The following is a 14,630-nucleotide window of genomic DNA, read 5'->3' as shown; positions in this document are numbered from 1 at the left end:
ATCTCCTTGTGTTCATTCTATTGATGAATTAAATTGTAACATGTAAGATCAAGCTCTATAGTTCCCTTATAACTCGCCTCTGGTGATCATCTTGATGCGTCCATCTTCCCTGTATTCAACCTGAAAAACATCCGTGCTTGATTTCAGTTCAAATGTGACGACCCCCAATTGCTCAGCATTTCTGTGAAGTTTGTAAGCATCAAAATCAATATTGAATATTTTTTTTACTATTGGCCCCACTTTTTCTCTAAGAAGAGACTCATCGATATTAAATAATTTCTCATGATAAGCCTCCATCTCTTCTATGTTACCTACTTCTTGTTCCTCATAATAATTAGCATCCCCTACGGTATAACCCAAACCCTTTTTTCCTTCGGTCACCTGCACAAAATAGTTATTCTCAAAGCTAAAAAAAACCGTATCCTTTCCAAGCTCATCATCTTTGCTCCGACTTGCTCTTACCAGATCAAGATTGGCTTTACCAGACAATGCCTCAATCGCTTTTCTGGCATCCACCAGTGCCGACTCAGATATCTGATCAGGACTAAGCTCGCCTGTAATCGAGATAGCCTGATCCTGTTGCCATACAATCTCTCCATAGCCAGTCTCATTCTCTAACGCTAATGTAGTATACGATACTGGCTCCGACTCCCCTTGCTTCATACTCACATAACGTTGAACGGATACAGGTTTAAGCGTTGGCGTGCTGCCTATACTTTGTAAAAGCGATGGAACTTGACGCAGGTAACGGTGCTCCAACTCGCTCGGCTGCATCTCTCGTCTCATTTCTACTTCACGCAGATTGCCTGTTGTCGCATCTAGCCATATCTGCGCATACTCCTTCTCACTTTCATTTCCAGCCTCTACATATATTCTGCCGGACACAGGCAAGTCTTCCACTTTCGTAATCTTCAGTTGCTTACCCAGATCATCTCGCATCGTAGTCGCAACATTCCTTCTCATTTTATCCGTTAACAGATCTATGCTTAGATGATCAGATAACTGTAACGCTGCTGTCGGATAGACCCGCTCGATCACAGGTTTCACCAGCTGTCCATCATCCCAGATCCATAGGAACAATCCAGCAGCAATAACCAAAGCACTCATGCCTGCAGCAAGGGGCCCTCTTCTAAGGCGACGCTTGTGTGACACGTTGTCTACTAGCGGTCTAAACGGTCTAGGCGACCTATAACTTTGCTCCGAGTCATTTCCCAGACTACCTTCTTCAGACTTCTTCATCAACTCCACCTGTTGAAGCACATTTCGCTTGTGATCCGCTGTAAAAGGAGACGATGCAAACGGTCCCTTTCGGATCTCCTTTTCCCATTGCTCATCCTTGTGTTTCATTCGCTTCGCTCCTCCCATTGTTTCCGTACCTTATCCTTACCTCGGGAAAGTCTGGATTTTACTGTGCCTGAGCTGATTTTCAACATCTCTGCAATCTCACTTGTCGTAAGCTCATACTTCAGATTCAGCAAAAGAATCTCCCTGAACTTCTTCGGCAAAGCCAGAACAATATCCCAGATTTCATGGACATGCTCCTTACGCATCACTTCCATCTCCGCCGAAGGATGTGTAGGCTGCTCTGCAATCATGACTCTTTGACTCGAACCCACACGCTCTGTCTCCATGGGTAAGGTCTCTCCCCACAGACTGCTACGAAAAAATTTGGATTTTCGATATGTAAAAGTCGTGTTTCTAGTAATCGTCAACAGCCATGTTTTTAGTGAGCACTCTCCGCGATAATGAGCAACCCCCGAGTACGCCCGAATAAAAACTTCCTGTGACAATTCATCTGCCTGTTCGGCACTTTTGGTCAGAAAATAAGCGTAATTCCACACGTCGTTTCCGTAGTCATCCATCATGCTGCTAAGTGTGTAATTGTCGATGGTCTGAGCCTGTGCCAGAAATTGATAATCCAACTGTTGTTCACCTCACTTAATATGACTGGATCTATTGTGGTTTGGTTCCCTGTTTTGGACATTATTTCTTATTATTGTAGCAAAATAAAAAACAGCGTGTTCAATATCACTGAACACACCGATTTATTCAAGCAGTTCCGGTCATTTGAAAGACCGATCAACTTTCTGATCGCTGTTACTCTCAAATTTCTCCTTAATCCTTCATACTTTAACCGCAGCAATCATCAGAAACATAGGTCTTCGATTTTCGTCTCGCATACCAGGAACCTGTTCAATCATTTCCGGTGATGGTTTGGACTCAGCCACCTTTTGAATGGCAAACCCGGCCTTAATAAGTTCATTGATATGTGTTGCCAGTGTACGATGATATTTAACCACATCCTGATTCAGAAAGTTCGCCACACGCTTCCCTTCATCGTGGTAATCATCCACGGGCCAGTGCAGGATCTCACCTGTGGGTCCGTAATGCCAATCCTGCGCAGCGCGAGCGGTGAAGATGGGATGTTCAGAGGAAAGGACAAACGTGCCACCTTGAACAAGACAGTCATTGATTTTGGCATACACCGTGTCTAACTGTTCAATATAATGCAAAGCCAGCGAACTGATCACAACGTCGAATTGTCCCGGTGCAAAATCAATATCTTCAATCGCCAGCTGCTCGTACTGGATCTGTGGATCGTCCGTCATCTCACGAGCCCGCTGGAGCATATTCTCAGACAGATCTAAACCAATTACTGAACTCGCTTGTTGCTCGCGTGCATACCGACAATGCCAACCAAAACCACATCCCAAATCCAGAACACGCTTGTCTTTCAAATCCGGCAGAAGTGTCTGCAGTTCATGCCACTCTCCAGCAGCCTCCAGCCCTTGAACAGAACGAGCCATCTTACTGTAGTTATCAAAAAATTCCGATTCATCGTATTTATTTTGTTTCATCAAGAGATTCCTCCCGCCTTATAAAATATCAACCTACTCTACCACATAAACGATATTCAAACGCAAAAGTTGCCAAGAGAATTCAAGCCGTGTTATCATACAGAACGAACGTTCAGTATTATTTAATACAGAATGAACATTCAGTTTACTAACGGAGGTCATTATGAATACGAATTGGACGCATCCATTGGAAGGGCAATCGGTAGGCAAAGCTTTTATTAGCTACCTTGTGCCTTCTGTATTGGGGATGCTGGTGGTTGCTTTTAATTTTATTATCGACGGTATTATGGTTGGACACAAACTGGGTTCTACCGCGATGGCAGGGATCGGCATTGCCTCTCCTGTTTACACGCTTTTTGTTGCCATGTCACTGTGGATTGGTATGGGCGGGGCAACGTTGTACTCTAACGCGATGGGTAGAAAAGATATCACATCAGCCAAACAAATTTTTACCAAATCCATTATGCTCATAATGCTCGTTACGATGGCTATTGGTTATACTGCATTTACGTTTAAAGACAAGCTGGTATACTCCCTCGGTGCTAATGCCGAGACTTTCCCGTTTGCTTCGGACTACATGAATATCATGTTGTTGTTCGGATTTGTCTTTACCATTGAGAATGCACTCTCTGTTTTTGTTCGGAACGACGGCAATCCCAACACATCCATGTACGCTCAGATAACGTTTGCTGTGGCCAATATCGTCATTAATTATGTAACATTGTATGTGCTCGAATGGGGTGTACGCGGTGTGGCTATCGGTACAATTGTATCCGCTTCTCTTGCGCTGCTTGTCCTGTTCACTCACTTTTTCAAAAAAACAAATAATCTCACGTTCACCCGGTTCAAATGGAACAATAAACTGCTGGCTTCCCTACTTCTTATTGGTTTCCCCAGCTTTCTGGCTGAACTTGGCATGTCGGTCTTCTCTGTCTCTCACAATATCTCCATGGGCCGCATTGCGGGTACGGATGGTGTAGCTTCCTTTACCGTGCTGAACTACATTCATGGTGTTGTATTGTTGGCTTTCCTGGGTCTGGCATCCGCTGCCCAACCTCTGATAAGCTATTATCACGGTGCCAGTCAGGTTACACGGGTACAACAAACGATACGTTTAGCCACGAAAACGGCTCTGGCATGCAGTCTACTGTTACTGCTTATTGTTCAAATCGGTGCACCTTATTTCGTGCAAATCTTTGGAAACTTCAGTAGCGGCGTAACGGATAATGCCGTATACGGATTACGTATATTTACATTTGCTTATGTGTTTATGGGTGTTAACTTTGTCATGAGCACCTATTTTCAATCTGTAGGTAATGCCAAAATGGCCATCTGGATTACAGCTGCACGTGAGATGATCATCATGATTGCACTGATTGCAGTCCTCCCTTCCTTCTTTGGTGTAACGGGTGTATGGCTTGCCGTACCGTTATCTGAGATGCTCGTTCTTGCAACTATAGCCGTATACTATAGAAAACGATCCCTTACGGATCGAATAAACGCGTTGCAGGCTGAATAACGTTATCAGATGAGTTAACGGCATCAGATGAAAGATAAATGGAACGCGGATAGCATGTAGGTAGACCCCATAAATAATTAAACAAAAATCTAAACAAGCCCTGCACGATCCATAAAGATCGGTCAGGGCTTTGTTATGTTTTGTCCTATATTAGATATAAGCAATTAGATACGTATATCGAATCGGCCATTGCTATCCGTTGTTGCGTTTGCAATTTCCTTAGGGGTAGCTACGCCCTTTCCATTGGCTGAGGGTTGGGCAGGTGGCGCCTCCTTAGCAACGGTTGTACCTGCTCCTTGAGAGCTTTGCTGTGCAATCTGCGCCTCAATCTGCTTGATCTGCTGTTCAAGCTGTTTGGTCTTTGTCTCCTTTGTCTTCTCATCGTCCTTGCTGGACTGGACTTTCTCCAGTTGAGCCTCAAGCTTCGTCTTTTGTTTCTCTAAACTACTTGAATTTTCCGAACTCGAAAATGCCGATATGTATGATGTTGTGGAGCTGGCTGCAGAAGATATATTCATTATGGTCCTCCTCGTTTTTACATGGCTTCACTATACTCCATCCCACTGAAACGTACGTTAAATTCAACTGAAAGGTTGCTGAACGAAGCTAGAGAGTCCGGAATTCAAATAGATGAAATACATATAGCAGCTTTAATCAATAGTCAGTCTAATCATACAGTGTAGGTCCTGGTGCACTCTGATCTGTAAAGTTAGTTGTTTCCCTGTGTAAATAAAAACAAAAAAGACACACTCGATATCATCAAGTGTGTCCTTCGATTGCTTGGCGGCGTCCTACTCTCCCAGGACCCTGCGGTCCAAGTACCATCGGCGCTAGAGGGCTTAACGGTCGTGTTCGGGATGGGTACGTGTGGAACCCCTCCGCCATCGCCACCAAACGCATAGCTTACAGTTCAGAGATCGTTCTCTGAAAACTAGATTCGAAACGAAACATGCGAATTATCACTTGCATATTTGGATAAGCCCTCGACCGATTAGTACTGGTCAGCTCCATGCATTGCTGCACTTCCACCCCCAGCCTATCTACCTCGTCGTCTTCAAGGGGTCTTACATACTGGGAAATCTCATCTTGAGGGGGGCTTCACGCTTAGATGCTTTCAGCGTTTATCCCGTCCGTACATAGCTACCCAGCGGTGCTCCTGGCGGAACAACTGGTACACCAGCGGTACGTCCATCCCGGTCCTCTCGTACTAAGGACAGCTCCTCTCAAATTTCCTACGCCCACGACAGATAGGGACCGAACTGTCTCACGACGTTCTGAACCCAGCTCGCGTACCGCTTTAATGGGCGAACAGCCCAACCCTTGGGACCTACTTCAGCCCCAGGATGCGATGAGCCGACATCGAGGTGCCAAACCTCCCCGTCGATGTGGACTCTTGGGGGAGATAAGCCTGTTATCCCCAGGGTAGCTTTTATCCGTTGAGCGATGGCCCTTCCATGCGGTACCACCGGATCACTAAGCCCGACTTTCGTCCCTGCTCGACTTGTAGGTCTCGCAGTCAAGCTCCCTTATGCCTTTGCACTCTTCGAATGATTTCCAACCATTCTGAGGGAACCTTTGGGCGCCTCCGTTACTCTTTAGGAGGCGACCGCCCCAGTCAAACTGCCCACCTGACACTGTCCCCGCACCGGATTACGGTACCAGGTTAGAACCTAGATACGATCAGGGTGGTATCCCAACGTTGCCTCCACGCAAGCTGGCGCTCACGTTTCAAAGGCTCCCACCTATCCTGTACAGATCGTACCCAAATTCAATATCAAGCTGCAGTAAAGCTCCATGGGGTCTTTCCGTCTTGTCGCGGGTAACCTGCATCTTCACAGGTATTAAAATTTCACCGGATCTCTCGTTGAGACAGCGCCCAAGTCGTTACGCCATTCGTGCGGGTCAGAATTTACCTGACAAGGAATTTCGCTACCTTAGGACCGTTATAGTTACGGCCGCCGTTTACTGGGGCTTCGGTTCACAGCTTCGGATTGCTCCTAACCACTCCCCTTAACCTTCCAGCACCGGGCAGGCGTCAGCCCGTATACTTCGCCTTACGGCTTCGCACAGACCTGTGTTTTTGCTAAACAGTCGCTTGGGCCTTTTCACTGCGGCCCCCTCGTGCTATTCACACTACCGGGGCACCCCTTCTCCCGAAGTTACGGGGTCATTTTGCCGAGTTCCTTAACGAGAGTTCTTCCGCGCGCCTTAGAATACTCTTCTCGCCTACCTGTGTCGGTTTGCGGTACGGGCACCTTCACCTGGCTAGAGGCTTTTCTTGGCAGTGTGAGATCATGACCTTCGCTACTACAATTTTCGCTCCCCATCACAGCTCAGCCTTACGATGTGCGGATTTGCCTACACATCAGCCTCACTGCTTAGACGGACATCCATCAGTCCGCGTCACTACCCTACTGCGTCCCCCCATTGCTCATAACGGCTTACGGTGGTACAGGAATTTCGACCTGTTGTCCTTCGACTACGCCTTTCGGCCTCGCCTTAGGTCCCGACTTACCCTGAGCGGACGAGCCTTCCTCAGGAACCCTTAGGCTTTCGGCGGATCAGATTCTCACTGATCTTTTCGTTACTCATACCGGCATTCTCACTTGTATAATGTCCAGCGCTCCTTACGGTACACCTTCAACCCTTATACAACGCTCCCCTACCCCTGATGCAAAGCATCAAGCCATAGCTTCGGTGGTGTGTTTAGCCCCGTTACATTTTCGGCGCAGAGTCACTCGACCAGTGAGCTATTACGCACTCTTTCAATGGTGGCTGCTTCTAAGCCAACATCCTGGTTGTCTGTGCAACTCCACATCCTTTCCCACTTAACACACACTTGGGGACCTTAGCTGATGGTCTGGGCTGTTTCCCTTTTGACAATGGATCTTAGCACTCACTGTCTGACTCCCGGAAGTAAGTCTATGGCATTCGGAGTTTGACTGAGCTTGGTAACCCTTGCGGGCCCCGCACCCAATCAGTGCTCTACCTCCACGACTCTGTTTTCCGAGGCTAGCCCTAAAGCTATTTCGGGGAGAACCAGCTATCTCCGAGTTCGATTGGAATTTCTCCGCTACCCCCACCTCATCCCCGCACTTTTCAACGTGCGTGGGTTCGGGCCTCCAGTGCGTGTTACCGCACCTTCACCCTGGACAGGGGTAGATCACCCGGTTTCGGGTCTACGTCCACGTACTACATCGCCCTATTCAGACTCGCTTTCGCTGCGGCTCCGGCTCTTCACCTTAACCTTGCACGGGAACGTAACTCGCCGGTTCATTCTACAAAAGGCACGCCATCACCCCTAAAACGGGCTCTGACTTTTTGTAAGCACACGGTTTCAGGTTCTATTTCACTCCCCTTCCGGGGTGCTTTTCACCTTTCCCTCACGGTACTGCTTCACTATCGGTCGCTAGGAAGTATTTAGCCTTGGCAGATGGTCCTGCCGGATTCATACGGGGTTTCACGTGCCCCGCACTACTCGGGATCCGTCTCGGAGGGAACAGACTTTCAATTACAGGGCTTTTACCTTCTTTGGCGGGCCTTTCCAGACCTCTTCGCTTAACCGGTTCCTTTGTAACTCCATGTGAGACGTCCCACAACCCCAAAGAGCAAGCTCCTTGGTTTGGGCTTCTCCGCGTTCGCTCGCCGCTACTGACGGAATCACTATTGTTTTCTCTTCCTCAGGGTACTTAGATGTTTCAGTTCCCCTGGTATGCCTCTACACAACCTATGTATTCAGTTGTAAGTAACTGGAAATTACCCCAGCTGGGTTTCCCCATTCGGACACCCCCGGATCAAAGCTTGCTTACAGCTCCCCGAGGCAGTTTCGTTGTTCGCCACGTCCTTCATCGGCTCCTAGCGCCTAGGCATCCTCCGTGTGCTCTTAGTAGCTTAACCATATCGCTCGTGTTCGAGCTGTCACTCCGCTTGTTTTGGACTGCGTCCAAAGCCAAAAGTCGTTCCATTTCGATCACTCGCTCATGCAATCTACCGTTTTTATTGAAACTTGTTATACACAAGTTCAGCTAAAAAGGAATGTTCTAATTCGCATTTACTTTCGTTTCGATATCTAGTTTTCAAAGAACAAGCTCCATGCAAAAGCAAGCTGTTTGAGAGTTTGAGCTCTCAAAACTGAGCAACGAGTGAGTTAAAAGCTTTACGAAGTAAAGCTCGCTTCGGAAGCATGCTTCCTGAAGACTTGTATTTGAATGTTTCCACGCGGGAAACGATTCTCCATAGAAAGGAGGTGATCCAGCCGCACCTTCCGATACGGCTACCTTGTTACGACTTCACCCCAATCATCTATCCCACCTTCGGCGGCTGGCTCCTTGCGGTTACCCCACCGACTTCGGGTGTTATAAACTCTCGTGGTGTGACGGGCGGTGTGTACAAGACCCGGGAACGTATTCACCGCGGCATGCTGATCCGCGATTACTAGCAATTCCGACTTCATGCAGGCGAGTTGCAGCCTGCAATCCGAACTGAGACCGGCTTTTTAGGATTCGTTCCACCTCGCGGCTTCACAGCCCGTTGTACCGGCCATTGTAGTACGTGTGTAGCCCAGGTCATAAGGGGCATGATGATTTGACGTCATCCCCACCTTCCTCCGGTTTGTCACCGGCAGTCACCTTAGAGTGCCCACCCAAAGTGCTGGCAACTAAGATCAAGGGTTGCGCTCGTTGCGGGACTTAACCCAACATCTCACGACACGAGCTGACGACAACCATGCACCACCTGTCTCCTCTGTCCCGAAGGAAAGATACATCTCTGCATCGATCAGAGGGATGTCAAGACCTGGTAAGGTTCTTCGCGTTGCTTCGAATTAAACCACATACTCCACTGCTTGTGCGGGTCCCCGTCAATTCCTTTGAGTTTCAGTCTTGCGACCGTACTCCCCAGGCGGAGTGCTTAATGTGTTAACTTCGGCACCAAGGGTATCGAAACCCCTAACACCTAGCACTCATCGTTTACGGCGTGGACTACCAGGGTATCTAATCCTGTTTGCTCCCCACGCTTTCGCGCCTCAGCGTCAGTTACAGCCCAGAGAGTCGCCTTCGCCACTGGTGTTCCTCCACATATCTACGCATTTCACCGCTACACGTGGAATTCCACTCTCCTCTTCTGCACTCAAGTCACCCAGTTTCCAGTGCGATCCGGGGTTGAGCCCCGGGATTAAACACCAGACTTAAATGACCGCCTGCGCGCGCTTTACGCCCAATAATTCCGGACAACGCTTGCCCCCTACGTATTACCGCGGCTGCTGGCACGTAGTTAGCCGGGGCTTTCTTCTCAGGTACCGTCACCTTGAGAGCAGTTACTCTCCCAAGCGTTCTTCCCTGGCAACAGAGCTTTACGATCCGAAAACCTTCATCACTCACGCGGCATTGCTCCGTCAGGCTTTCGCCCATTGCGGAAGATTCCCTACTGCTGCCTCCCGTAGGAGTCTGGGCCGTGTCTCAGTCCCAGTGTGGCCGATCACCCTCTCAGGTCGGCTACGCATCGTCGCCTTGGTGAGCCGTTACCCCACCAACTAGCTAATGCGCCGCAGGCCCATCCCCAAGTGACAGATTGCTCCGTCTTTCCAGTTTCCTTCAGGCGAAGAAAACAATTATTCGGTATTAGCTACCGTTTCCGGTAGTTGTCCCAAACTTGAGGGCAGGTTGCCTACGTGTTACTCACCCGTCCGCCGCTAAGTCTCAAAGAAGCAAGCTTCTTATCAACTCCGCTCGACTTGCATGTATTAGGCATGCCGCCAGCGTTCGTCCTGAGCCAGGATCAAACTCTCCAATAAAGTATTGAAAAGAGCGATAAGCTCATTTTGAATCTGACGAGATTATAAATCTCATTTGTGCTCCAGTCGATCCAAGCCAAGGCTTGTTTCCAACTTTCGCGTTCATTCTGCAAGCAGAATGTTTACTCACTCGTTGTTCAGTTTTCAAAGATCAAACTTGTTTCGTTACCGAATGCCGTTCTCTTCAGCAACTCTTATATAATATCATGTCCGAACCAACTTTGCAAGCTCTTTTTTTTAAGTTTCTTTCGAAGCTTATTTCATTCGCTTGCCGCACCGTGTTTCTCGTGTTTTTTTGGCCGGAAATAGAATATACCATGCAGCATACGCACTTGTAAAGAGTTAATTTCTAAAAATATTAATTTTACAATCTAACCCTATTAAGGACCTTGAATCTACAATGTTATCATATGTTTAATTGTGTTATCATGCACACTTGAGCTTCACTATCTAATCTGTCTTTCTTCTATATATAAGAAGGTAACCCTCTCAACTCTCTTATTCGAGACGAAAGGGTTACCTTCTATAGTGATCTATATTTACTTACGTTCTACTTTATATCCTTTATCTTCAAGCAATTTCACGATACCGTGATCGCCCAGGTAGTGTGCCGCGCCAACAACAATGAAATACTCCTCGCCTTTGCCGTTTTTCAAGTAACCATCGATTTTGTCCGCCATACCAATGTTACGATCAACCAGCATTGCTTTGTTGTACTCCTCGTTCGTGGAGAAGCTGTTAGTCAGTTCTAGTAATTGCTCGTCATTACCCGTTTTCCACATCTCAGCCATCTGATTCACACTGTTATCCAGCACGTCGAAGTTCTCGATTGTCGCTTTCAAAGTTTCTTCTTGTGTTTCTTTGGAAAAGTCGTTAAACATGCCAAGTTGAAATTGATAACTTTCCAACTCAATAACTGGGAGTTTGCGCTCGATTGCTTTCTGGATGAAATACAGATCCACTCCTGCTGACGCTTCGTATCCAGCCGTTGCGGACTTCAAACTTGCGAGTGTGCTCTCTACTACCCATGGCTTAAATGCATCCAAAGCGTTAGGCTCTAAACCATTTTTCTTCAGTACATCGCCCAGCTTCGTATAGGTTTCACTGGAAATGTGATCTTTCAGTGTTGTTCCATCCTGATATGAACCCAGGCTTAGAACCAGCTTTTGCTGCTCTTCGTCAGCCGCTTTGCTAATATCAATCTCTACCCCAAGATAGTCGGCTTCCGCAAATGCTTCCTCAAACTCCGGACGCAATGGATAGAAGCTCTCATCCGCAATATGCATGGACCCTACCAGATAGACCATGTTGCCATTGCTTTCCACTTCCCACATGAAGCCACGTCCACCCGTTTGAGCAGTTTCCGTTGCTCCAGCTTTGGATACCAGCAGCACGGTGCGCGTTGCAGCATCCCAGCGCACTTCATAACCCGCTGCATCTCCAACGATGCGGATTGGAGCATACGTCACACCGTTGATACGTGTAAGTTTGCTTTTCAGTGTAATCGTTTTGCCATCTACCACAGCCGTGATCGTATCATCTGTCGCAGTTGTTAGCTTCACATCCATCGCATCCAGCGTAGTCCGCAATGGAACCAAGGTTGTACCTTTATCTAGGATTGGTGCTCCTGTAGCATATTTCACTGCCTGGTCATTGACCTTGACAGAAGTTTCTTGTGGAGCAGCCATAGCCGATACTGCAGATGTGAGCAAGCCTACCGAGATGGTGAGAGATAAGAGCATGCGTTTCCAATTCTTCATATTATGTATTCTCCTTTAGTGAATATATTTGCCGACCCATTTTAATAGAATGGACATACCTAGATATTACGGATAAAGGCGGGAATTGGTGCCACTCCACAAACAGAGCAGCACTCTTTCCCTTCATTACTCTCAATAGATAAGAAATAACAGAAACGAATCCGTCACATAGTTTCGATGCTAGATATTCGCAAAGTCCAAGCTATTCCATGATAAATAGATACTGATTAGAGCCAGGAAAAAGAATGCTATAGAAACCTTCCGATTCCCCCGTAGCTTCACTCCATATGAGACGAAGAAAATAGCGATAGCTAGTTTAGAGATGCTTTGGTAGTAGCCCTGCTCTGAAAAGGCCGAACTGCTAAACACAATTGAAAGTAGCAGTGTAGAGAGAATTAGTGCTTTAAACCATAGCGGGTCCCTCAAGAACTGTATAAAGAACCCTTTTAACTGCTGCATGATCATCAGCCGCCGCCCTCTCCTGAACTCTACTTAGATCTTATAAGCCTTCATGGCCTTAAATAACTCTTTAAAGGTTGGACGTTTACCGTACATCAGCACACCTGTGCGATAGATTTTGGCTGCAAGCCATCCGAAGATGATAATGGATACAATGAGAATCGCTAATGAAGTTAGAATCTCCCAAGTCGGTGCAACTCCCGCACCGATCCGTACCAGAATCGCGGTCGGCGACGTGAATGGAATGAAGCTTGCGATTTTCAACAACAGAATGTTCGGCGTAGAAATACTGAAGATCGCAATATAGAAGGATACAAGCGACAACATCGTAATCGGCAGAACAGCCTGACCCAGTTCTTCCGTACGGCTTACCATTGAGCCAATGGCAGCGAACAACACGGCATACAGGAAGTAGCCCAGAATGTAGAATATGAGTCCATACACAATAACCGCAATATTCACATCACTCAGACTCATATTGAAGTCACCTAACACTGCACGGTTATGCGGTAGCAGGATATTTCCGGCAACCACTGCTCCGAAGATCCCGATTTGCAGCATGCCCACCATGAAAATACCGATGATTTTACCAAACATCTGACTGAGCGGGGATACACTCGTAATCAGAATCTCCATAATACGCGAACTCTTCTCCGCTGTGATCTCTGAAGCAATCATGTTGCCTGTCATCATGGTCGAGGTGAACAGCAGGATGATCAGCAAGTACACCACAATATAGTTAATCGGGCTCATCGCACCTTCTGACTCAGCACCGGCCCCACTTCCATCCGTACTCAAGCTTTGCTCGGTGAGCTTCACAGGTGTTGTAATCAGTTCCTTCTGCTCCGCTGTGAGTACATCCTTCACAACCACATCCAGCTTCACACTCTGCAATGCAGCTTCAATGGATGCAATGATCTGAGGTGATACATCTTCTGCTGAATATAGAATGGGCTGTGGGAACTCCTGTCCAGCAACCGGTTCAAACTTCAGATAGCCATCGGTAAGCCCTGCTTCCGCATCCGCTGCAAGAGCCGCTTCATCCTTGTCTCCACTGGCAATGAATCGATAGGCCTGATCCCCTTGCGCCGACGAGAAACTCTCCAGTTTCTCGGAAACTTCAGGCTGCCCTGCGCTCAGAAGACCAATATTTACAGGATTGCTACTTGAAGCTCCGCCAATGGAACCTCCATTAAATAAGGTAATGAAATATGGAACATTGAGTCCGATTGAGATTAAAAGTGCAAGTACAATGGTCGTCACCATGAATGATTTCGTTTTAACCTTGTTTTTAAATGTAAAGCCCGTAATCGTTCCCATTTTATTCATTCGACTCACCTACCTCACGAATAAAGATTTGGTTAAGCGTTGGTTCCTTCAGTTCAAAGTGTTCCACTGTCGTCTGAGTCATGGCTGTTCTCAAAATCTCTTGAGCTGCTTCCACCTGACTAATATGTATCAGGTAACCACGCTCATTCCGCTCGACTTTCTTCACACCAGGCAACTGTTCAAGCCCATCCACACTTCCAACTGTACCCAGGAATACCTGCTCACGTGGATAACGGCTCTTAATCTCCTTGATCTCGCCTTGTACCACCGTGTTGGAACGATGCAGAATGGTGATCTGGCGACACAACTCTTCAACGTGTTCCATGCGGTGTGTCGAGAACAGAATAGCTGTACCTTCATCACGCAATTCCTTGACAGTGGATTTGAGTAATTCCACATTCACCGGATCCAGTCCGCTGAACGCTTCATCCAGAATGAGAATCTGCGGTCTATGCACTACAGCTGCAATAAAGCCCATCTTCTGCTGATTACCTTTGGATAACTCCTCAATCTTCTTATCGTAATATTCCGGAACTTCGAACCGATCCAACCAGTATTTGAGACTTTGATCTGCATCCTTACCATTCATGCCACGAAGCCGTGCCAGATAATTAATCTGTTCGCTGACTTTCACCTTCGGGTACAATCCACGCTCTTCCGGAAGATAACCCATAATCTGCTGCAACTCTGTGTTGTAAGGCTTGCCGTTGTACAGGATATTCCCCCCGTCCGGGTGAATCAGTCCAAGCACCATGCGCATCGTTGTTGTTTTGCCTGCACCATTGGCTCCGAGCAGTCCGTAAATCTCCCCTTCTTTTACATTGAGCGTAACTCCATTAACGGCTGTTTTGTCTGCATATTGCTTGACGACTTGCTTCAATTCCAATCGGTTCATCATTTATTGTCTCCCTTCG

The 14,630-nt window shown here is 47.3% G+C and carries 8 protein-coding genes and 3 rRNA genes; 1 reads left to right on the top strand and 10 read right to left on the bottom strand.

The window, feature by feature from the left end:
- Positions 1–66 precede the first annotated feature (66 nt).
- From NLBNIHML_RS20475 to NLBNIHML_RS20465, 3 genes are all read right to left on the bottom strand, one after another.
- Positions 67–1,347, bottom strand: a complete 1,281-nt coding sequence (locus tag NLBNIHML_RS20475; protein ID WP_494352614.1) for a hypothetical protein — start codon at positions 1,345–1,347, stop codon at positions 67–69.
- Complete coding sequence (locus tag NLBNIHML_RS20470; protein WP_339304316.1) at positions 1,344–1,922, bottom strand: RNA polymerase sigma factor; 579 nt, start codon at positions 1,920–1,922, stop codon at positions 1,344–1,346. The genes NLBNIHML_RS20475 and NLBNIHML_RS20470 overlap by 4 nt, the downstream gene beginning before the upstream one ends.
- Positions 1,923–2,123: 201 nt before the next feature.
- The gene (locus NLBNIHML_RS20465; protein ID WP_494352613.1) at positions 2,124–2,858 is read right to left on the bottom strand and encodes a class I SAM-dependent methyltransferase; all 735 of its coding nucleotides are present in this window, start codon (positions 2,856–2,858) and stop codon (positions 2,124–2,126) included.
- Between the two features lie 163 nt (positions 2,859–3,021).
- Between NLBNIHML_RS20465 and NLBNIHML_RS20460 the strand changes: the two genes are divergently transcribed.
- Entirely contained in the window at positions 3,022–4,377 is a 1,356-nt protein-coding gene (locus NLBNIHML_RS20460; protein ID WP_494352612.1) for an MATE family efflux transporter, read from the top strand.
- A gap of 164 nt (positions 4,378–4,541) precedes the next feature.
- On the opposite strand, the gene NLBNIHML_RS20455 is transcribed toward NLBNIHML_RS20460, so the two are convergent.
- The 7 genes from NLBNIHML_RS20455 to NLBNIHML_RS20425 all read right to left on the bottom strand — a co-directional run bounded on the left by NLBNIHML_RS20455 (position 4,542) and on the right by NLBNIHML_RS20425 (position 14,611).
- Entirely contained in the window at positions 4,542–4,895 is a 354-nt protein-coding gene (locus tag NLBNIHML_RS20455) for a FlxA-like family protein (protein WP_339239370.1), read from the bottom strand.
- A gap of 260 nt (positions 4,896–5,155) precedes the next feature.
- Positions 5,156–5,272: ribosomal RNA gene (gene rrf / locus NLBNIHML_RS20450) — 5S ribosomal RNA — on the bottom strand.
- 76 nt (positions 5,273–5,348) lie between these two features.
- Positions 5,349–8,274 (bottom strand): 23S ribosomal RNA (locus NLBNIHML_RS20445).
- 342 nt (positions 8,275–8,616) lie between these two features.
- A 16S ribosomal RNA gene (locus tag NLBNIHML_RS20440) occupies positions 8,617–10,168 on the bottom strand.
- The 16S, 23S and 5S rRNA genes sit together here, the layout of an rRNA operon.
- A gap of 539 nt (positions 10,169–10,707) precedes the next feature.
- Positions 10,708–11,928: a TraB/GumN family protein gene (locus tag NLBNIHML_RS20435; RefSeq protein ID WP_494352611.1), complete on the bottom strand. Its 1,221-nt coding sequence runs from the start codon at positions 11,926–11,928 to the stop codon at positions 10,708–10,710.
- A 492-nt stretch (positions 11,929–12,420) separates the two neighbouring features.
- Entirely contained in the window at positions 12,421–13,716 is a 1,296-nt protein-coding gene (locus NLBNIHML_RS20430; RefSeq protein ID WP_494352610.1) for an ABC transporter permease, read from the bottom strand.
- Positions 13,709–14,611, bottom strand: coding sequence for an ABC transporter ATP-binding protein (locus tag NLBNIHML_RS20425; RefSeq protein WP_339308766.1), 903 nt, complete (start codon positions 14,609–14,611; stop codon positions 13,709–13,711). The genes NLBNIHML_RS20430 and NLBNIHML_RS20425 overlap by 8 nt, the downstream gene beginning before the upstream one ends.
- Between the last annotated feature and the right edge of the window lie 19 nt (positions 14,612–14,630).

This window comes from Paenibacillus sp. JNU01, assembly GCF_059130585.1.
This window is presented reverse-complemented; position numbering and strand designations above follow the sequence as displayed.

What these genes read in the sequence shown, in the direction of transcription:
- NLBNIHML_RS20435 (WP_494352611.1), bottom strand. Translation starts at nt 11,928, where the DNA reads ATGAAGAATTGGAAACGCATGCTCTTATCTCTCACCATCTCGGTAGGC.
- NLBNIHML_RS20460 (WP_494352612.1), top strand. Translation starts at nt 3,022, where the DNA reads ATGAATACGAATTGGACGCATCCATTGGAAGGGCAATCGGTAGGCAAA.
- NLBNIHML_RS20465 (WP_494352613.1), bottom strand. Translation starts at nt 2,858, where the DNA reads ATGAAACAAAATAAATACGATGAATCGGAATTTTTTGATAACTACAGT.
- NLBNIHML_RS20455 (WP_339239370.1), bottom strand. Translation starts at nt 4,895, where the DNA reads ATGAATATATCTTCTGCAGCCAGCTCCACAACATCATACATATCGGCA.
- NLBNIHML_RS20475 (WP_494352614.1), bottom strand. Translation starts at nt 1,347, where the DNA reads ATGAAACACAAGGATGAGCAATGGGAAAAGGAGATCCGAAAGGGACCG.
- NLBNIHML_RS20425 (WP_339308766.1), bottom strand. Translation starts at nt 14,611, where the DNA reads ATGAACCGATTGGAATTGAAGCAAGTCGTCAAGCAATATGCAGACAAA.
- NLBNIHML_RS20430 (WP_494352610.1), bottom strand. Translation starts at nt 13,716, where the DNA reads ATGAATAAAATGGGAACGATTACGGGCTTTACATTTAAAAACAAGGTT.